At 67.4% G+C, this 19,405-nt stretch carries 20 protein-coding genes; 7 read left to right on the top strand and 13 right to left on the bottom strand.

What is annotated here, in order from left to right; genetic code table 11:
- Positions 1-89: 89 nt before the first annotated feature.
- From GH815_RS05865 to GH815_RS05915, 11 genes are all read right to left on the bottom strand, one after another.
- Positions 90-1,421 carry a glutamine synthetase family protein gene (locus tag GH815_RS05865; protein WP_153747825.1) on the bottom strand — a complete coding sequence of 444 codons (1,332 nt, stop codon included), beginning with the start codon at positions 1,419-1,421 and terminating at the stop codon, positions 90-92.
- Positions 1,418-2,257, bottom strand: a complete 840-nt coding sequence (locus tag GH815_RS05870; protein WP_153747826.1) for an ABC transporter permease — start codon at positions 2,255-2,257, stop codon at positions 1,418-1,420. Before GH815_RS05870 ends, GH815_RS05865 begins: the two co-directional genes overlap by 4 nt.
- The gene (locus GH815_RS05875) at positions 2,254-3,135 is read right to left on the bottom strand and encodes an ABC transporter permease (protein ID WP_153747827.1); all 882 of its coding nucleotides are present in this window, start codon (positions 3,133-3,135) and stop codon (positions 2,254-2,256) included. The genes GH815_RS05870 and GH815_RS05875 overlap by 4 nt, the downstream gene beginning before the upstream one ends.
- A gap of 41 nt (positions 3,136-3,176) precedes the next feature.
- Positions 3,177-3,896 carry a transporter substrate-binding domain-containing protein gene (locus GH815_RS05880; RefSeq protein WP_153747828.1) on the bottom strand — a complete coding sequence of 240 codons (720 nt, stop codon included), beginning with the start codon at positions 3,894-3,896 and terminating at the stop codon, positions 3,177-3,179.
- A 31-nt stretch (positions 3,897-3,927) separates the two neighbouring features.
- Positions 3,928-4,707: an ABC transporter ATP-binding protein gene (locus tag GH815_RS05885; RefSeq protein ID WP_343030678.1), complete on the bottom strand. Its 780-nt coding sequence runs from the start codon at positions 4,705-4,707 to the stop codon at positions 3,928-3,930.
- A 145-nt stretch (positions 4,708-4,852) separates the two neighbouring features.
- A complete protein-coding gene (locus GH815_RS05890) occupies positions 4,853-5,299 on the bottom strand; it encodes a tellurite resistance TerB family protein (protein WP_153747829.1) in 447 nt (148 codons plus the stop codon).
- A gap of 41 nt (positions 5,300-5,340) precedes the next feature.
- On the bottom strand, positions 5,341-5,634 hold the full coding sequence (locus GH815_RS05895; RefSeq protein ID WP_153747830.1) for a DUF1330 domain-containing protein: 294 nt from the start codon (positions 5,632-5,634) through the stop codon (positions 5,341-5,343).
- A 5-nt stretch (positions 5,635-5,639) separates the two neighbouring features.
- Entirely contained in the window at positions 5,640-6,422 is a 783-nt protein-coding gene (locus GH815_RS05900; protein ID WP_153747831.1) for a 23S rRNA (adenine(2030)-N(6))-methyltransferase RlmJ, read from the bottom strand.
- Between the two features lie 4 nt (positions 6,423-6,426).
- Positions 6,427-8,070 (bottom strand): CTP synthase, encoded by a 1,644-nt coding sequence (locus GH815_RS05905; RefSeq protein ID WP_153747832.1) that lies wholly within the window; start codon positions 8,068-8,070, stop codon positions 6,427-6,429.
- A 208-nt stretch (positions 8,071-8,278) separates the two neighbouring features.
- Positions 8,279-8,662, bottom strand: coding sequence for a preprotein translocase subunit SecG (gene secG, locus GH815_RS05910; RefSeq protein ID WP_153747833.1), 384 nt, complete (start codon positions 8,660-8,662; stop codon positions 8,279-8,281).
- 64 nt (positions 8,663-8,726) lie between these two features.
- On the bottom strand, positions 8,727-9,146 hold the full coding sequence (locus GH815_RS05915; RefSeq protein ID WP_153747834.1) for a DUF6524 family protein: 420 nt from the start codon (positions 9,144-9,146) through the stop codon (positions 8,727-8,729).
- A gap of 261 nt (positions 9,147-9,407) precedes the next feature.
- Between GH815_RS05915 and GH815_RS05920 the strand changes: the two genes are divergently transcribed.
- Complete coding sequence (locus tag GH815_RS05920; RefSeq protein WP_153747835.1) at positions 9,408-10,700, top strand: adenylosuccinate synthase; 1,293 nt, start codon at positions 9,408-9,410, stop codon at positions 10,698-10,700.
- Positions 10,700-10,972: a DUF2842 domain-containing protein gene (locus GH815_RS05925; RefSeq protein WP_153747836.1), complete on the top strand. Its 273-nt coding sequence runs from the start codon at positions 10,700-10,702 to the stop codon at positions 10,970-10,972. The genes GH815_RS05920 and GH815_RS05925 overlap by 1 nt, the downstream gene beginning before the upstream one ends.
- A 41-nt stretch (positions 10,973-11,013) precedes the next feature.
- Here GH815_RS05925 and GH815_RS05930 read toward each other — a convergent pair whose 3' ends face one another.
- Entirely contained in the window at positions 11,014-12,960 is a 1,947-nt protein-coding gene (locus GH815_RS05930; RefSeq protein ID WP_153747837.1) for a hypothetical protein, read from the bottom strand.
- 140 nt (positions 12,961-13,100) lie between these two features.
- On the opposite strand from GH815_RS05930, the gene GH815_RS05935 reads away from it, so the two are divergent.
- On the top strand, positions 13,101-13,778 hold the full coding sequence (locus GH815_RS05935; protein WP_153747838.1) for a thiamine diphosphokinase: 678 nt from the start codon (positions 13,101-13,103) through the stop codon (positions 13,776-13,778).
- Here the strand turns inward: GH815_RS05935 and GH815_RS05940 are convergent.
- Positions 13,750-14,664 carry a DMT family transporter gene (locus GH815_RS05940; protein WP_153747839.1) on the bottom strand — a complete coding sequence of 305 codons (915 nt, stop codon included), beginning with the start codon at positions 14,662-14,664 and terminating at the stop codon, positions 13,750-13,752. The genes GH815_RS05935 and GH815_RS05940 overlap by 29 nt on opposite strands.
- Before the next feature lie 121 nt (positions 14,665-14,785).
- Between GH815_RS05940 and GH815_RS05945 the strand changes: the two genes are divergently transcribed.
- From GH815_RS05945 to GH815_RS05960, 4 genes are all read left to right on the top strand, one after another.
- The gene (locus tag GH815_RS05945) at positions 14,786-15,463 is read left to right on the top strand and encodes a type 1 glutamine amidotransferase (RefSeq protein ID WP_153747840.1); all 678 of its coding nucleotides are present in this window, start codon (positions 14,786-14,788) and stop codon (positions 15,461-15,463) included.
- Positions 15,464-15,467: 4 nt separating this feature from the next.
- Positions 15,468-16,823 (top strand): glutamine synthetase family protein, encoded by a 1,356-nt coding sequence (locus GH815_RS05950; RefSeq protein ID WP_153747841.1) that lies wholly within the window; start codon positions 15,468-15,470, stop codon positions 16,821-16,823.
- Positions 16,820-18,124 (top strand): NAD(P)/FAD-dependent oxidoreductase, encoded by a 1,305-nt coding sequence (locus GH815_RS05955; RefSeq protein WP_153747842.1) that lies wholly within the window; start codon positions 16,820-16,822, stop codon positions 18,122-18,124. Before GH815_RS05950 ends, GH815_RS05955 begins: the two co-directional genes overlap by 4 nt.
- Positions 18,125-18,201: 77 nt before the next feature.
- The gene (locus tag GH815_RS05960) at positions 18,202-19,404 is read left to right on the top strand and encodes a DegT/DnrJ/EryC1/StrS family aminotransferase (protein ID WP_153747843.1); all 1,203 of its coding nucleotides are present in this window, start codon (positions 18,202-18,204) and stop codon (positions 19,402-19,404) included.
- The last annotated feature ends 1 nt before the right edge of the window (position 19,405 follow it).

A 19,405-nucleotide genomic window follows, 5' to 3' on the forward strand; every position in this document is an offset into this window, starting at 1 on the left:
ACAGAAACCCCATTTTCTTCTGGCCTGAAATATCCCGGGGGAGGCCGAAGGACGGGGGGCAGCGCCCCCCTTTCCCCGGCCCGCCGCCCTCAGACCGTGTCGAGGTAAAGCGCAAGCCGGGCGTCGGCGTCCAGCTCGGCGATCCGGCGCGCTTCCTGGCGCTTGGTCATGGCAAGGTTGCGGATCAGGCCGGGCAGAAAGATGCGGGCGATCAGCGGGCTGGCCTCGAACGCGTCGATCGCGCCGGACCAGCAGGCCGGGATCTGGGGCAGATCCTGCAAATAGGCGTTGCCGCTGACCGGCGGGGGCGGGGTCAGGCCGTCCTCGATGCCGATCAGCGCCGCGCCCAGCACCGCAGCGATCATCAGATAGGGGTTGATGTCGCCACCTGCCACGCGATGCTCGATCCGCCGTGCGCGCGGGCTGCCGCCGGGGATGCGCAGCGCCGCGGTGCGGTTTTCCTGCGCCCAGCAGATCCGCGTCGGCGCATGCGCCCCGGGCACGAGCCGGTCATAGCTGTTGGCATGCGGCGCCAGCACCAGCGTCATGTCGGGCAGCGCCGCAAGGCAGCCCGCCACAGCCGCACCCAGAAGCCGCGGCCCGTCGGGGCGGGCATCGTCGAACAGGTTCGCGCCCGCATCGTCGAGCACCGAGAAATGCATGTGCAGCCCGTTGCCCGCATGATCGGGATAGGGCTTGGCCATGAAGCTGCCCGCCATGCCGTGCCGCCGCGCCAGCCCCTTGACCAGCAGCTTGAACAGCCACGCATCGTCCGCGGCCTTCATCGCGGAACCATGCATCAGGTTGACCTCGAACTGGCCCATTCCGGCTTCGGAGATTGCCGCATCCGCGGGAATGTCCATCGCCTCGCAGGCATCGTAAAGATCGGTGAAGAACCCGTCGAATGCGTCGAGCGTGCGCAAACTCAGGATCTCGGCCGCGGCCCGCCGCTTGCCCGAGCGCGGCGAGCGGGGCGGTTGCAGCACGCTCTCGCTGTCGTCGACCAGGTAGAATTCCAGCTCTGTCGCCACCTGCGGGCGCCAGCCCCGCGCGGCATAGGCGTCCAGCACACGCGCCAGCGCCTGACGCGGGCAGCCGTCGAACGGCGCGCCGTCCTCGGTGAACATCCACATCGGCAACAGCGCGGTCGGCGCCTCGAGCCAGGGCATCGGCACGAAGCCGCGCCCGGTCGGGTGCAGCACGCCATCGGCATCGCCGGAGTCGAAGACCAGCGGGCTGTCCTCGATATCCTCGCCCCAGATGTCGAGGTTGAGCACCGAAAGCGGAAAGCGCGCGCCCTCCTCGGCGGCCTTGGCGGCAAAGCGGGCAGGCAGCCGCTTGCCGCGGGCCTGCCCGTTCAGATCGCAGGCGCCGATGCGGATCGTGCGCACCTCGGGATGGGTGTCGAGCCAGGCGATCATCGGATCACCTGCGGACGGATGCGCAGCCGCGGTCGCGCCTCGCGCGGCAGATGGCGGTTCAGGCGGCGGTTGATCAGCCCGAAGACCGCGATCACGATCAGGGTCAGAAGGACGAAATACGCGGCCACGATCGGATAGGCGACGAAGGGGTTGAAGGTCTTGTCGGCGAAATATTTCGCGTAGTAGAGCGCGTCGCCCTTCTGTTGCCAGGCCGGAAAGCCCGAGAAGAAGACCAGCGTCGTGGCGTGGAACAGAAAGATCGCCTCATTCGTATAGGCGGGCCAGGCAAGCCGCAGCATCGTGGGCCAGACCACGCGGCGGAACTTGGCCCAGCCCGACAGGCCATAGGCATCGGCGGCCTCCAGATCGCCCCGGGGGATCGCGCGCAGCGCGCCATAGAATATCTCGGCCGAGTAGGCGGCGGTGTTCAGGAACAGCACGATCAGCGCCCCCGCCCAGGCCCGCGTCAGCCAGCGCGTTTCGGCGGTGATCTCGACGAAGATCAGGTTCAGCGTGATGCCCGCCTTGGGCAGCAGCACGAACGCCTCGTAGGCAAGGAAGAACTGGATGAAAAGCGGCGAGCCGCGGAACAGGAAGATGAACCATTCGGCGGGCTTGCGGACCGGGGCCAGCGGGCTGAGCCGCGCCAGGGCCACCGCCGTTGCAAGGAAGAAGCCGCCGAGCAGCGCGAGAAGGCCGAAATAGACGTTCCAGATCATCCCCGATCCGATCAGGGTGATCTGTTCGCACAGCGTGAAGCCCGAGCGCGGCAACAGCCGCTCGCCGATGCCGACCGAGCGCAGCGCGTAATCCTGGATGGTCTGAAGACAGCTCATGCGGCAGCCTTGCGCTGGGCCTCGCCCGCAAGCGTTGCCTGGCCATGCGACAGCCGCGCCGTCAGGCGGCCCAGCACCATCTCGGAGATCCTGGTCAGCCCCAGATAGAACACCAGAAGCCCGAGGAAGTAATAGATCCGCCAATCGGGATGCGGATAGGCATAGATCGAGGTCTTGACCCCGCCCAGTTCCCGCGCCCAGTAGACGATGTCCTGCACCCCCAGCAGGAACAGCAGCGGCGTGGCCTTGATCAGGATCATCCACAGATTGGACAGGCCGGGCAGCGCATAGACCCACATCTGCGGCACGAGGATGCGCCAGAACGCCTGGGACTGGGTCATGCCATAGGCCTCGGCGGTCTCGATCTGGGCACGGGGAACGGCCCGCATCGCGCCATGCAGCACATTGGCGGCAAAGGCGCCAAAGACCACGGCAAAGGCGATGACCGCCAGCGTGAAGGCATAGGTGTCATGCACCCATGGCGGGCTGGTCGAGAGCGGCAGCTTGGCCTCGGCACAGACCACGAAATCGCTGCCGCGGCGCACGGGTTCGGTCCAGTCGGGGCATTTCGTCTTGTGCCGGACCCATTCCAACGCCTGGTCCATCGCGATCGGCACGAACAGGAAAAAGATGATGTCGGGCACGCCGCGCACCATCGCGGTATAGCCCCGGCCCAGCCATTGCACCGGCCAGAGCCGCGAGCGCGTTGCCACCGCCCCGGCAAAGCCGAAGGCCAGCGCAATGGGTGCGGTGATCGCCAGCAGCGCCATCACCGTGCCGAACGAGGCATAGAAGGCCATGTGCTTGCCGCTGGTCAGGTAGCAGGCAAGCCAGTGTAGCCCTTCGAGGCTGGACGGATCGGCGCAGGACGCGAACATCGGCGGTCAGGGGCGGCGCGGCGGCCGCCCCGCTCATCGCATCAGAACAGCGGCGACTCGGCGCCGAGCCATTTGGCGATCAGTTCGTTCAGCGTGCCGTCATCCTTCATCGACTGGATCGCCGCATCGAACTTGTCGCGCAGTTCGGGGTCGGACTTGCGGAACGCTGCCCCGATGCCGCCGCCAAGCTGCACATCCTCGCCGACAAAGACCAGATCGCTTTCGGCCACATAGGGCGCCAGGAAATCCTTGTCCGCCAGCGCCGCATCGGCCTCGCCCTTCCGCACGGCGGCGATCGTGTCTTCGGGATTGGCGAATTCCATCAGCGTCGCGCCGGTATCGACGACGTGATTGGCCTGGATCGTGCCGGTCTGGGCCGCGACCACGCCGCCCTCGATATCGGCATCCTCGGACAGCCCGGCATAGGCCGAGACCGAGGGGGGCGTGTATTCCTGTGCGAAATCGACGACTTCCTTGCGCTCGTCCGTGATGCTCATGCCGGCGATGATGACATCGTAATTGCCCGAGACGAGGTTGGGGATGATCGAATCCCAGTCATTCGTCACCCAGACGCAGTTCAGTCCGGCGCGCGCGCAAAGCTCGTCGCCAAGCTCGCGCTCGAACCCGTCGACCTGGCCGTTGTCGTTGATGAAATTGTAGGGAGGATATGCGCCTTCGGTGCCAAGGCGGACGACATCCTGCGCAAAGGCAAGCCCCGCCGAAAGCGCAAGCGCGGCGGTGCCGAGGATCAGGGTCTTCATGGGTACTCTCCCGTTGGTCTGGTTGGGCGGTTCAGGCCGCCACGGTTGCACTTAGAAACTGTTGCAGGCGCTCGGACCTTGGCGCGCCGAACAGGGCGTCGGGCGGGCCTTCTTCCTCGATCAGGCCCTGATGCAGGAAGATGACATGGTCCGACACATCCGCCGCAAGCCGCATGTCATGGGTGACGATGATCATCGTGCGCCCCTCCTCGGCCAGCGCCTTGATGACGCGCACCACCTCCTGTTCCAGTTCCGGATCAAGCGCCGAGGTCGGCTCGTCGAACAGAAGCGCGCGGGGCTGCATCGCCAGCGCGCGGGCAATCGCGGCGCGCTGCTGCTGGCCGCCCGAAAGCTGCGCGGGCCAGGCATCGGCCTTGTCGCCGATCCCCACCTTGTCGAGCAGCGCGCGGGCGCGGGTCTCGACCTCGGCGCGATCCTCGCCCAGCACGGAGACGGGGGCCTCCATCACGTTCTGGAGAATGGTCATGTGCGCCCAGAGATTGAACTGCTGGAACACCATCGACAGGTTGGTGCGGATGCGGGTCACCTGTTTGCGGTCGGCGGGCTGGCGGTTGGGGCCAATGCCGCGCCAGGACACGGGCTCGCCCTCGAACAGGATGTCGCCCTGCTGGCTGTCCTCCAGCAGGTTGGCACAGCGCAGGAGCGTCGACTTGCCCGACCCGGACGAGCCGATCAGCGAGACGACATCGCCCTTTTGCGCGGCAAGGCTCACGCCCTTCAGAACCTCCAGCGCGCCGTAGCTCTTGTGGAGATCGCGGATTTCAAGAACGGGCGGCGTTGGATCTGTCACGAAGCTGGCTGTTGTTGCTTGACGGCCCAGAAGTAGGGCGCGATTCCGCTGCGATTGCAACGGGGAACTGGCAGAGGGCGCCGCAGACGCCTGGGATTCGGGCAGTTGCGCCCGATCCGCTCGCCCCTGGGTTTTGCGGGATCGCTCAGGCGTTGCGCCGGGTCTCGGCGCGGTGGCGGGCCAGCGCGCTGTCGCGGTCCGAGACGCCCAGCAGGTTCGCCACCAGCCGCAACAGCCCGTCCTCGGCCTCGTCCCGCACGCCATCGGCCAGAACGACCTCCCATAGCGCCTCGATCACGCCCTCGCGGTCCTCGTAGGGCACGGCGTCCTTGATCGCGCGGGTAAAGCGCACGGTATCGGGCGCCTCGGCCTCCAGCGCCTCGGCCCGCAGGCGCAGGGCGTGTGCGTCGGCGGGGGACAGGCCATAGCGGGCGGCAAGGATGCGGTCGATCCGCTCGGCCTCTTCATGGGCGTACTCGCCATCGGCGCGCGCGAGGCGCACCAGAAGCGCGCCGAGCGCGAGGCGCGCATCGTCATCGGGCAGGCGGCCGGGGTCGGGCCGGAACAGCCGGCTCAGGAAATCTGCGAACATGGGGATGATATACGATGCCTGCGCGCGCCGGAAAAGCCGGTTCAGCCCTCGTAGCCCGCCACGATCACCAGATCGCCCTCGGACACGGGGTCGCGGAGCGCCCGGGCGGCCTGATAGGCGGGGCTGTCATAGCAGGCAAGCGCAGCCTCGATGCTGGGAAACTCGATCACCACGGTCCGCCGCCGCGCCTGCCCCTCGCGCACCTGCTGGTCGCCGCCACGGACCAGGAAGCGCGCGCCATATTCGGCGAAGGGGGCGGCATTGGCGGCCTTGTAGCGTTCATAGGCCTCCGCGTCGTGAACATCGACATGGGCGACCCAGTATCCCTTGGGCATGGCATCTATCCTTTCAGGCTGGCGAAAAGGGCGGTCAGGCGCGCGGCCTCGTCGGCCATGCCCCAGGGTGGGTTCACGATGAACATGCCCGAACCGATCAGCCCATGCCCCGCGCGCGCCGGGGGGAAGCGGACCTGATGATCCAGCGCGTCCGGGAAGGTTTCATGCAACGCGGCGATCATCGGGGCATGCGGCGCGGCGGGCAGGATCGGATACCACAAGGCCAGCGTGCCCACCGCCCATTTGCGATGGATCGCGGCCATGTGGCCGGGGATGGCGGCGTAATCGGCCTTCACCTCGAAGCTGGGGTCGATCAGCATCAGCCCGCGCCGGGGCGTGGGGGGCACCAGCGCGCGAGCGGCGCGAAATCCGTCCTCGGGGCGCAGATGCGCGCCGAACGGGGCCATGACCCGGGCCAGCGCCTGATATTCCTGCGGATGCAGCTCGGCCAGGTGCATCACGTCGCCCTTGCGCAGCGACAGCGCGGCCAGCAGCGGCGAGCCGGGATAGGCGGTGGCGCCGAAACGCGCACGCACCTCGGCCAACCGGCGCCGATAGGGGTGATCCGCGGGCAAGCGCCCCTCCAGCACGCCGATGCCCGCCGCCGCCTCGCCGGTCCGGACCGCCTCGGGCGCGGCAAGGTCGTACAGGCCGCGGCCGGCATGCGTCTCGATATAGGTGAGCGGCTTGTCCTTGCGGGTCAGGTAGTCGAGCATCGCGCATGAAAGCGCATGCTTGTGCACATCGGCCAGGTTTCCCGCGTGATAGATATGCTGGTAGGAGAGCATCGCCCTAGACCAGCCGCGACACCTCGACCGCGGCGCGCACGAAATCGGCGAACAGGGGATGCGGGGCGAAGGGTTTGGATTTCAGTTCGGGGTGGAACTGCACGCCGATGAACCAGGGGTGATCCTTCCACTCGACGATCTCGGGCAGGCGGCCATCGGGGGACATTCCCGAAAAGACCAGCCCGCAGGCCTCAAGCTGGTCGCGATACTTGATGTCCACCTCGTAGCGGTGGCGGTGGCGTTCCTCGATCACGGTGGCGCCGTAGATCCCGGCCACTTTCGAGCCTGCGGCCAGATGGGCGGTATAGCTGCCCAGCCGCATCGTGCCGCCCTTGGCGTCATCGGCCTTGCGGGTGACGGTGGCATTGCCCTGCACCCATTCCTTGAGGTGATAGACGACGGGCGTGAACCGCTTGCGGCCCGCCTCGTGGTCGAACTCCTCGGAGCCCGCATCGGCCAGTTGCGCGACATTGCGCGCCGCCTCGATCACCGCCATCTGCATGCCCAGACAGATCCCCAGATAGGGGATCCGGCGGGTGCGGGCGAATTGCGCGGCCTTGATCTTGCCCTCGGTCCCGCGTTCGCCGAACCCCCCGGGCACGAGGATCGCGTGGAAGCCTTCGAGCCAGGGCGAGGGGTCCTCGCGCTCGAAGATCTCGGCGTCGATCCATTCGGCCTTGACGCGCACCCGGTTGGCCATGCCGCCATGGGTCAGCGCCTCGGCGATGGATTTGTAGGCATCCTCAAGCTGGGTGTATTTCCCGACAATGGCCACCCGCACCTCGCCCTCGGCGTTGAAGATGCGGTCCGACACATCCTCCCATTTGGTCAGGTCGGGCTTCGGCGCCGGGCTGATCTGAAAGGCATCCAGAACCGCCTGGTCCAGCCCTTCGCGGTGATAGGCCAGCGGCGCCTCGTAGATCGACTTCAGATCCTGCGCGGCGATCACGGCGTCGGGGCGGACATTGCAGAACAGCGCCAGCTTGGCGCGTTCCTTTTCCGGGATCGGCCCTTCGGAGCGGCAGACCAGAACATCGGGCGCAATGCCGATCGAGCGCAGTTCCTTGACCGAATGCTGGGTCGGCTTGGTCTTCAGCTCGCCCGAGGCGCGGATATAGGGCAGCAGCGTCAGATGCATGAAGATGCATTGCCCGCGCGGCTTGTCCTGACTGAACTGGCGGATCGCCTCGAAGAAGGGCAGCCCCTCGATATCGCCCACCGTGCCGCCGATCTCGCACAGCATGAAATCGACCTCGTCCTCGCAGATGGAGATGAAGTCCTTGATCTCGTTGGTGACATGCGGGATCACCTGGATCGTCTTGCCCAGATAGTCGCCCCGGCGTTCCTTTTCCAGCACGTTGGAATAGATGCGGCCCGACGAGATCGAGTCGGTCGCGCGCGCCGAAACGCCGGTGAAGCGTTCGTAATGGCCCAGATCCAGATCGGTCTCGGCACCATCATCGGTGACGAAGACCTCGCCATGCTCGAACGGGCTCATCGTGCCGGGATCGACATTCAGGTAGGGGTCCAGCTTCCTGAGCCGGACGGTGAAGCCGCGCGCCTGCAACAGCGCCCCCAGGGCCGCCGAGGCCAACCCCTTGCCCAGAGACGAGACCACGCCGCCCGTGATGAAGATGAATCGTGCCATAGGCTGGCGCCCCCGTGATGTTGCTGTCTCGACCGTCCGATTCGGCGCTCGGGCGCCGCAGTATCACGGGAGTCGAGATATAGCGGATTCGGTGCGTGGCCGCAACCGGACCGCTAGATACTGTTAAGGATTATGATTACGCCTCAATCCCTTGTGGGACAGATGCTGCGGCTGCGGCACGGCGCTGAACCGGCCGCGCCTGAAGGGCCTAATCCGCGCGGGGCGGCAGCAAGGGCGTGGCACCGCCGGGCGTGACGGGCGGCGGCGGCAGCAGATCGTCGCCCCCGGGCAGGCCCGGCGCGACGGTTTCAGGCGTGGCTTCCTGGACCGGAGCCGAAGAACCGCGGATGCGGTCAACCACCGAGGTTCCGGCGGCATTCTGCGCGGCAAGGATTGTCAGGGTGATCGAGGTGCCGATGAAGCAGATGGCAAAGAACCATGTCAGCTTGCCGAGCGGCGTGGAGGGCGTGCGGCCGGTGATCGCGCCGCCGCCTCCCATTCCGAGGCCACCCCCTTCGTTCCTTTGCAGTAGCACGATGCCGATCAGGCAAAGCGCCAGGATCAGGTGGACGATGAGGATGACATTTTCCATGCGAGGCGGCCCCGGACTCGGTCTGGCGGTCTACCTAAGCCCAACGGGCCGCCCCCGCAACCCCTCAGGCCTGCGCCGTTTTGGGCTCTGCCTTCTTGGCGGGCGTGCTCTTCTTGGCCGGAGCCTTGGTGCCGCTACGCCAGCTCATCGCCGCGGCGAGGATCAGCGACAGCACCGCGATGCCGCCCCAGATGTTCGTCGCGCTCACGTCAAGCTCGATGATGCCCTTGTCGACCATGATGTAGCCCAGCAGGCCGAAGATGATGATGACAAGGAACAGGCCCACCACACCCAGCGCGCGCAGCGTGCCGATGATGTAGACCAGGAACGCGATCGCCAGCATCGCGCCGAGCCCGATTACCAGAGGTCTCTGGTCGGTCTCGAAATTGGCCTGGGCCCAAGTGTAGTAGTTGTATTGGGTCGGATTGTAGGCGGCCGCCAGAAGGATGGCGGCAATCGCCCAACGAAGCAGAAATCCGGACATTTCTCGTCCTCCGTGGTTGTACCTCGACAGATGCCGACTCGCGGCAGAGTCTACCTCTGGATAGCCTTGTTGCGGCGAAAAATGGCCTGCCTCATCGTCGCAGGGATCGCCGACCGGCGATGTGCCGCGCGGCCGCGGGCCTTTCCGAAGCCGGGATGCCCCGCCCCGCGGCGTCGGTCGGCGGCGAAAAGCGCTTGCCTCGGCGACCGGGGCCGATATACCTCCGCGGGTTTGCAGCCAGCTACGCAAGGAAGGACAGCCATGGCCAATGTCGTCGTCGTCGGCGCCCAGTGGGGCGACGAGGGGAAGGGCAAGATCGTCGACTGGCTGTCCGAGCGCGCCGATGTGGTCGCGCGCTTTCAGGGCGGGCACAATGCCGGCCATACGCTGGTGATCGACGGGGTCATCTACAAGCTGAACGCGCTGCCCTCGGGCGTCGTGCGGGGCGGCAAGCTGTCGGTCATCGGCAATGGCGTGGTGCTGGACCCCTGGCATCTGCTGAAGGAAATCGAGGCGATCCGCACGCAGGGGGTCGAGATCAGCCCCGAGACGCTGATGGTGGCCGAGAATACGCCCCTGATCCTGCCCTTCCATGGCGAACTTGACCGCGCGCGCGAGGCGCAGATTTCGGTCGCGCGTATCGGCACGACCGGCAGGGGGATCGGCCCCTGCTACGAGGACAAGGTCGGCCGCCGGGTGATCCGGGTCGCCGATCTGGCCGACGATGCGACGCTGGAACTGCGGGTGGACCGCGCGCTGATCCACCATAACGCGCTGCGCGCGGGGCTGGGCCTGCCCGAGATCGACCGCGCCGCCCTGCTGGCCGATCTGCGCGCCATCGCGCCCGAACTGCTGCGATATGCCGCGCCGGTCTGGAAGGTGATGACCGAGGCACGGCGCGCTGGCAAGCGCATCCTGTTCGAAGGCGCGCAGGGGGCGCTGCTGGATATCGACTTCGGCACCTATCCCTTCGTCACCTCGTCGAACACCATCGCAGGCCAGGCCGCGACCGGCACCGGCATGGGGCCAGGCGCGATCGACTTCGTGCTGGGCATCGTCAAGGCCTATACGACCCGCGTGGGCGAGGGGCCGTTTCCAACCGAACTGACCGATGCCGATGGCGAGCGGCTGGGCGAGCGCGGCCGGGAATTCGGCACCGTGACGGGGCGCAAGCGGCGCTGCGGCTGGTTCGATGCCGTCCTGGTGCGCCAGACCTGCGCCACCTCGGGGGTCAGCGGGATCGCGCTGACCAAGCTCGACGTGCTCGACGGGTTCGAGACGCTGCGGATCTGCGTGGGCTACGAGCTGGACGGCGCGCGGCTTGACTATCTGCCGACCGCGGCCGACCAGCAGGCGCGGTGTACGCCGGTCTACGAGGAAATGCCCGGCTGGTCCGAGTCGACCGAGGGCGCGCGCAGCTGGGCCGACCTGCCCGCGAATGCGATCAAGTATGTCCGCCGGGTCGAGGAGTTGATCCAGTGCCCGGTCGCGCTACTCTCCACCTCGCCCGAACGCGACGACACCATCCTTGTAACCGACCCCTTCGCAGACTGATGGCCCTGTCCTGGAAAGCCCGCCGCCGCTGGTCGCTCGTCATCCTGCTGATCGGGCTTCCGGCCTATGTGGTTGCGGCCGTGACGGTGGTGGGCCTGTTCGACCGCCCGCCCTTCTGGGCAGAACTGGCGATCTATGTCGCGCTGGGCATCGTCTGGGCCCTGCCCTTCCGCTTCGTGTTTCGCGGCATCGGCAAGCCCGACCCTGACGCGCCCCAACCCGGCCCCGCGGATGGACCGCGGCACGGCGGGGACCAATCGGCCAGAAAGTGACCCAACGATCGCGCCGGATTCTGCCGCGGCGGCGCCCGGGCTCAGGCGTGGCGCAGTTCTGCCTCGGGCGTGTCAGCCTCCGGCGCTGGCACAGACAGCACGTACTCGCCCCGCCGGACCTTGCGGAAGGTGCCGCAGCGCAAGAGGTTGGCAAAGGCGTTCAGCAGTTCTTCGCGAGAGGTTTCCGGAGCGAGATGCCCGACCGCGAGGCGCAGCACCTCGGGGCGAGCGAACTGTTCCTGGCCGCGTTCGGTCCGAAGATAGGCAGCGGCCGTCACAAGCATGCCTTCGACGCCGTCGGTCTCGCGCTCGGCCAGATAGAGGGCAAAGCCCAGATCGGTGACAGAATCGCGCCCCGGATCCATGCCCTGCGGACCACCCAGGTCATCCTCAGCGCTGACCCGGCGCGGGCGGATAGCGGTGGTGTCCTTGCCCGGATCCGGCAGGATCATGTCTACGCGCTGTTCCGAGACCAGTATCAGCGGCGCCAGACGCGGCGTTTCGTCGGCAGCGGTATCGGCCGTGTTGTCGCGATTGCCCCGCACGACCTTGGCCAGAACCTGACGATAGGGCCGACGGGCATGCTCGTCCTCGGCTCCGGCGGAACGCCCGCCGCCGGATTTCAGGTCGGCAAAGGTAGCCGCCACCGCGGCCTTGAAATGCGCGATCGAGGCACGGCGGCGGGTCAACTCGACGCCGTCGAGTTTGGTATTGGTCTCGTCCCAGAGCCGTTGAAGCGCGATTTCCACCTGCGTCGGGGCGGCCGGGGGCAGCAGATCCTGCTGCGCTGCGTCCGTTTCGCCGGGCGCGGGCTCGTCCGGGTGCACCTCTGCAGGGCTGGCGGGCGACAGGGCCTCGGCTGTCTCTGGCTCCAGTGGCCTGTCCAGCACCAAGGGTCCATCGGTGGCCAGCGGCATGTCCGGCACATCGTCAACGGTGTTTTCGGGAGCCGCGGCGATGGCGGGCGGGGGCAGGGTTTCCTGCGCCTCGGGCAAATCAGTTTCCACGGGCGACTCTGCGGGCGGCGCGTCGGGGGCGGACCCGAACTCGGCCCAGACCGCGGCAAGTTCGGCCTGCAATTCGGCTTCGAGCGCATCGGGCAGGCGCGCCTCGTCCTTGGCCGGTACCGGCGGTTTGTCCGGCATGCTGGCGGTTTGGGCAGACATCGCGGGCCAATGCACGGCCAGGTCTTCGCGCTTGAGCTTGAGGACCCGAGCACGGGCACGCAAAGGCGCGGCATCGGTTCCGGGCACCGCCGCGACCGGGCGGCCAAGCGCAGCCAGAAGCCGCGCCCGCGCCGCGTCGCCGCCGCCGGGCTCAGCCGTCGCTGCGGCTTCGGGCTCGGGACCGCCATCGGCCACGATCACGGGGGCCAGGGAGTCGGCATCAACGGCGGTGTCGTCCACCGTGTCGGCGCACAATTCCGCGGCCGACTCGGCAAGGGAAGGGTCCGGCGCTTCTGCGGCCGGATCAGGCGACTTTGGGCCGGGGTGGCCCTCCGTCCAGGGGGTGGGCGGCGCATCGGGCTCGAACTCGATCCCGGCAAATGGCGCGCCATATTCGGCCGGGGCGGTGGCGCGGGCGTTTTCGACAACGGCGCGGATGCGCGCAAGCTTGGCCGCAACGGTTTCCGGTTCCTCGGCCGCGCGCGTGCCATGGTTGGGCGGGGCGGGATGGGCGTCCGCTCGGGCCGATGTCTCGGCAAAGACAGGCGGATGGTCGGCGCCGGACAGCACGGCGGGGCGCAGCACGATGCCATCCTCGCCCACCCGCGCCTCGACCCGGCTGCGGATCTCCCGCTCGGCTATGCGTTTCAGCATCCCGGCATCCGGGTTGGGCGGTTCTGCACCGAAATAACGATCCTCGGCGGCAAGATCACGGAAGTATTCGGCAATCGCCTTCATCATGCCAAAGGAATCCTCGAACCCCTCGAGGGTGCACGAGAAGGTGCCGTAGGACACCGTCAGAATCTTGCTTGCACCGACCATGGTCGCTCGCTCTCTCCCCCCGCCACACAGGACGAGTATTTACCATAGGCTCCTTCTCAAAGATGAACAGAAAGTGTTTTTTCATGGATTTTTCGGTGTTTCGATTGCGTTGACCCCGATCCTGACCCATTGCTGCAAGGATGCCGCCTCATTTGCTCCAGAGTCCCGCCCCAATCGCAATCCTCGGGGGAGGTTTCGTTAACCCGAATCACCTGACGCGTGTGCTGCGGCTCGTCGCCGAGGTGGTGGCCGCCGATGGCGGGGCCGATCACGCGCTGGCCGCCGGGCTGCTGCCGCGGCTGGTGATCGGCGATTTCGACTCGATTTCCGACCACGCGCGCGCCGCCTTGCCACCCGACCGGCTGCATCATGTGGCCGAACAGGACAGCACCGATTTCGAGAAATGCCTGCGCGCCGTCTCGGCGCCGCTGATCCTGGGGCTGGGGTTCATGGGGGCGCGGATCGACCATGCGCTGGCGGCGATGAACGCGCTGGCGCGCTATCCCGACCGGCGCTGCCTGCTGGTGGGCGAGGCGGATATCTGCTTCCTCTGCCCGTCCGAGTTGCACCTTGCCCCGCCCCCCGGATCGCGGCTGTCGCTGTTCCCGCTGGGTCCGGTACGGGGCGAAAGCACGGGGCTGCGCTGGCCGATCGCGGGGCTCGACTTCGCGCCGGGCGGACGGATCGGCACCTCGAACGAGGTCACGGGTCCGGTGCATCTGCGCATCGAAAGCGGCGCAATGGTCGCGATCCTGCCCGAAACGGAACTGGAAATGACGGCCGAGGCGCTCAGGGCGCAGGCGGCGGTGGGCGGTTGAGATCGCGCTCGCGCAAAAAGACGTATAGCCCCGAGGCCATGATGATCGCGATGCCCGCCAGCGCCTGCGCGTCGGGCAGATCGTCGAAGATCAGCAGGCCCAGAACGGCGGCGGCCACGATTTCCAGATATTGCAGGGGCGCGATAACCGCGGTCGGCGCGCGACGCAGCGCGGCGCTGAGGAACAGATGCGCAACGGTGGCAGCCAGCCCCACCCCGGCCAGCCAGAGCCAGAAGACGCCCTGCGGCATCACCGGATCAAGCGGCGCCACCCCCGAGCCCTCGAAGATCACCAGCAGCGGCAAAACCAGCACACAGGCGCCCAGCGCCGTCCAGGCCTGCAACGCCACCGGATGGGTATGGCGCGCGACCTGCCGCGTCGTCACCATGTAGCAGGCAAAGAAGAAGGCCGTCATCAGCGGCAAGAGCGCCACTGCCCCGAAGGCGGCAAAGCTGGGCCGGATCACCAGAAGCGCGCCGACAAAGCCGACGATGCAGGCCAGAACCCGCCGCCAGCCCACGGTTTCGCCCAGCAGAACGGCGCCCAGCAGCGTCAGGATGAAAGGCTCGACAAAGAAGACCGCGATGGCATCGGCCAGCGGCATCACCCGCAGCGCGGCGAAAAAGGCCGTGGTGGCGGCAAGGATCAGGATGGCGCGCAACAGGTGCAGCCCCGCTTCGCGCAGCGTCGGGCGGACCAGCGCGCCCAAGAGCGCGGCCAGCGGAATCAGGATCGCCGCCTGCACGGCAAAGCGCGCGGCCGCGATCTGGGCAACGGGGATCTCGGCCGAGGCGAGCTTGGCAAAGCTGTCCATCACCGGCGCGGTGACGGTGAAGCCGATCATCAGCAGGATGCCGGGAAGGATGCGGTCGGGCGCGGGGCTCATGGGGCAGTGATGCACCGGCCCGGGCATCCCGTCCAGCGTTCAGCGGCACGGGCGCCATCGAGGGGGCTTGCCGGTCCGCGGGCCGCTGACTAGGTTGGCCGCACACAACCCAGAGACCCCCATGCGGATCGGCATATTGCAGACCGGCCATGCGCCCGACGCGCTTCGGGCGGAGCATGGCGACTACCCCGACATGTTCACGCGCCTGCTTGCGGGCCAGGGCTTCGATTTCGTCACCCATGACGTCGAGGCGATGGAGTTTCCCGCCTCGCCCCATGACGCCGGGGGCTGGTTGATCACCGGCTCGCGCCATGGCGTCTACGAGGACCATCCCTTCATCCCGCCGCTGGAGGGGTTCATCCGCGCCGCAGTTGATGCCGCGGTGCCGGTCGTGGGCATCTGTTTCGGCCACCAGATCATCGCCCGGGCGCTGGGCGGACAGGTCGAGAAGTTCGTCGGCGGCTGGTCGGTCGGGGCTTGCGACTACCGGATCGAGGGGCGGCCCTTCCGGCTGAACGCCTGGCATCAGGACCAGGTGATCCGCCCCCCCGACGGGGCCGAAACCATCGGCAGCAACGATTTCTGCGCCCATGCCGCGCTGATCTATGGCGACAGGGCGTTTTCGGTTCAGTCCCATCCCGAATTCGACAGCGGTTTCATCGCGGGGCTGATGCAGACCCGCGGGGCGGGGCTGGTGCCCGACGACCTGCTGGATGCAGCGCGCGCGCGGCTGGACCTGCCCACCGATTCAGATGCCATGGCCGCGCGCATCGCGCGGTTCTTCACCGAAAGGCGCTAATCCGATGTCAAACTGGCTCGACCAGCTTCCCGAGGCCGCGACGGCCTATCTTGGCGGGCGCAAACCCGACGAGGTGGAATGCATCGTTGCCGATCTTGCCGGCGTTGCCCGCGGCAAGGCGATGCCCGCCTCGAAATTCGCCACGCAGGCGCGGTTCTACCTGCCGAACTCGATCTTCCTTCAGACGATCACCGGCGACTGGGCCGACATTCCGGGTCAGGCATTCACCGAACCCGACATGATCCTGACGCCGGATTTCACCACCGCGACGGCCGCACCCTGGACGGCCGACCTGACATTGCAGGTGATCCACGACATTTCCGATCAGGCGGGCAACCCGGTGTCGATTGCGCCGCGCAACGTGCTGAAACGGGTGGTCGGCCTTTACAACGCGCGCGGCTGGAAGCCCATCGTCGCGCCCGAGATGGAATTCTTCCTTGTCGCGCGCAACACCAACCCGGCCGAGCCGGTCGAGGCACCGATCGGCCGGTCGGGACGCAAGGCCGCCGCGCGGCAGGCCTATTCGATGAGCGCGGTGGACGAATACGGTCCGGTGATCGACGACATCTACGATTTCGCCGAGGCGCAGGGGCTGGAGATCGACGGCATCCTGCAAGAGGGCGGCGCGGGTCAGGTCGAACTGAACCTGCGCCATGGCGATCCGGTGCGGCTGGCCGACGAGATCTTCTTCTTCAAGCGGCTGATCCGTGAGGCGGCGCTGCGGCATGACTGCTACGCCACCTTCATGGCCAAGCCGATCGAGGACGAACCCGGTTCCGCCATGCATATCCACCATTCCGTGGTCGAGACGGTGACGGGCCGCAACATCTTCTCGGAACCCGATGGCGGCGAAAGCCCGGCCTTCATGCATTTCATCGCCGGGCTTCAGACCCACATGCCGTCCGTGGTGGCGCTGCTTGCGCCCTATGTGAACAGCTATCGCCGCTACGTTCCCGATTTCGCCGCGCCGATCAATCTGGAATGGGGGCGCGACAACCGCACCACCGGGCTGCGCGTGCCGGTCGCTGAACCCGAGGCGCGCCGGGTCGAGAACCGGCTGGCCGGGATGGATTGCAACCCCTATCTGGGTATCGCCGCCTCGCTGGCCTGCGGTTATCTGGGCCTGATCGAGGGGGCGCAACCCAAACCCGAATACAAGGGCGATGCCTATTCCGGCGACGAGTCGATCCCGCGCAACGTGTCCGAGGCGCTGGACCTTTTCGGCGCGTCCCCGTCCATGCGCTCGGTTCTGGGCGAGGAATTCTGCGCCGTTTATGAAAGCGTCAAGACGCTGGAATACAAGGAGTTCCTGCAAGTCATCAGTCCGTGGGAGCGTGAGCATCTGCTGCTGAACGTATGAACCTGCTGTTTGCCAACGACCGCCGCGGCGCCTGGCCGGCAAGCTGGTATGCCGAGGTCACGCCGCCGCTGGACCCGTTCCCGCCGCTTCAGGGCGACATGCGGGCGGATATCTGCATCGTGGGCGGCGGCTATACCGGGCTGTCGGCGGCGCTGCATGCGGCGCAGGCCGGGGCCGATGTCGTTCTGGTCGAGGCGCATCGCGTGGGCTTCGGCGCGTCTGGGCGCAATGGCGGTCAGGTCGGATCGGGCCAGCGGCTGCATCAGGACGCGCTGGAGCGGATGCTGGGCGATGATAGTGCCACCCGGCTCTGGCATCTGGCCGAGGATGCGCGCGCGCTGGTCGCCGATCTGATCGCGCAACACGCCATCGGCTGCGACTATCGCCCCGGCGTGGCCTATGCAGAATGGACCGCGCGCGGCGTGGCGCACGCGCATGCCTATGCCGAAAAGCTGCGCCGCGACTATGGCTACGATCTGGTCGAACCGCTGAACCAGGACGAGATGCGCGCGCTGGTGGGATCGCCCGCCTATCGCGGCGGGGTGGTGGATTGGGGTGCCGGGCATCTGAACCCGCTGGCCTATGCGCTGGGGCTGGCGCGGGCCGCCGCTGCCGCCGGGGCGCATCTGCACGAGGGCACGCTGGTCACCCGCATCGAACCGGGCACGCGCCCCGTCGTTGTGACCGAAACCGGCCGCGTGACCGCCGACAGGGTGATCCTGGCGGCGAACGGCTATCTGGGCGGGCTGGACCGCCATGTGGCGGCCCGGGTCATGCCAATCAACAATTTCATCGTCGCGACCGAGCCGCTGGGCGCGCGCGCGACAACGGTTCTGGCGCGCGACATCGCGGTGGCCGACAGCCGCTTTGTGGTCAACTATTTCCGCCTGACGCCCGACCGGCGGCTGCTGTTCGGCGGCGGTGAAAGCTATGGCTACCGCTTCCCCGCCGACATCCGCGCCAAGGTGCGCAAGCCGATGCTTCAGGTCTTTCCGCATCTGGCGGATGTGGCCCTGACCCATGCCTGGGGCGGCACGCTTGCCATCACGCGCACCCGCCTGCCCCATCTTGCCGCACCTGCGCCGGGCGTGCTGTCGGCCGGGGGCTATTCCGGTCATGGCGTGGCACTGGCCACCCTTGCGGGCCGATTGCTGGCCGAGGCCGCGCAAGGCCCGAGCGCGGGCTTCGACACGCTGGCCCGCCTGCCCTGCCCCGCCTTTCCCGGCGGCCCCGCGCTGCGCAGCCCGCTGCTGGCGCTGGCCATGGCGTGGTACGGCCTGCGCGACCGGCTGGGCATCTGAGTACCGTCGCGGCATTGTCCGCGGCCGGGCTTTCCTTTACAGGAAATCCGAAAGTGCTGTTCAGGAAAGGCGAAACCATGTCCCTCGCCCCCAATGTCCACGACGCCGAGCCGATCCCCGAGGCCGCCCGTGCCGAGATCGACAGGCTGCTCGCCTCGGGCGATCTGTTCCGCTACACCGCCGCCGCCGATGCCCCCGTGACGCTGCTGGAACGCGAATTCGCGGCATTCATGGGGACGCGCTTTGCGGTCGCCGTCTCGTCCTGTTCGGCGGCGCTGTTCCTCTCGCTCAAGGCGCTGGATCTGCCGCGCGGCGCGCGCGTGCTGATTCCCGCCTTCACCTTTGCCGCCGTGCCGTCGGCCGTGATCCATGCCGATTGCCAGCCGGTGCTGGCCGAGGTGGGTTCGAACTACCGGATCGACATCGACGATTTCGCCGCAAAGCTCGACACGGGCATCGACGCCGTCCTTATCAGCCACATGCGCGGCCATACCTCGGACATGGACGCGATCCTTGCACTGTGCGACGCGCGCGGCATCCCCGTGATCGAGGACGCGGCGCATTCGCTAGGCACGCTCTGGCATGACCGCAGGATCGGCACGCTGGGCGCCATCGGCTGTTTCAGCTTCCAGTCCTACAAGCTGGTCAATGCGGGCGAAGGCGGCATGCTGATTACCGACAATCCCGACCTTGCCGCGCGCGCGATCATCATGTCGGGCGCCTATGAACATAACTGGAAGAAGCATGACGGGCTGTTGAACAGCTTTGCCCGCTGGCAGAATCGGCTGCCGCTTTACAACATGCGGATGCAGAACCTGTCGGCCGCGGTGATCCGCCCGCAATTGCCCGAGATCGACCGCCGGGTGCGTGACGGGCGGGCGAACCACGATCACGTCGCGGCGCGGCTGAATGCCTGTCCCTGGTTCGACGTGCCGCCCCCCCTGCCCGCCGAAACCCGCGCGCCCGACTCGATCCAGTTCAACCTGGCGGGCTTCGACAGCGATGCCGACGCGATCGCCTTTCAGGACGAGGCCGCGGCACGCGGCGTGGCGGTGCAGGTCTTCGGGCTGAGCCGGGACAATGCGCGCGCCTTCTGGAACTGGCAATTCATCGAGGGACCGGTGCCCGACCTGTCCAGGACCCGCGCCATGCTGATGCGCGCCTGCGACACGCGGCTGCCCGCGCGGCTGACGCGCGAAGACCTGGATTTCGTCGCGGATGCACTGGTTGCCGCCGCCGAGGCGGTCAAGCGGCCCGAAACGCGCGCCTACGGCACCTGAG

It is taken from the genome of Rhodovulum strictum (genome assembly GCF_009649175.1).
GTDB lineage: Bacteria > Pseudomonadota > Alphaproteobacteria > Rhodobacterales > Rhodobacteraceae > Rhodovulum > Rhodovulum strictum.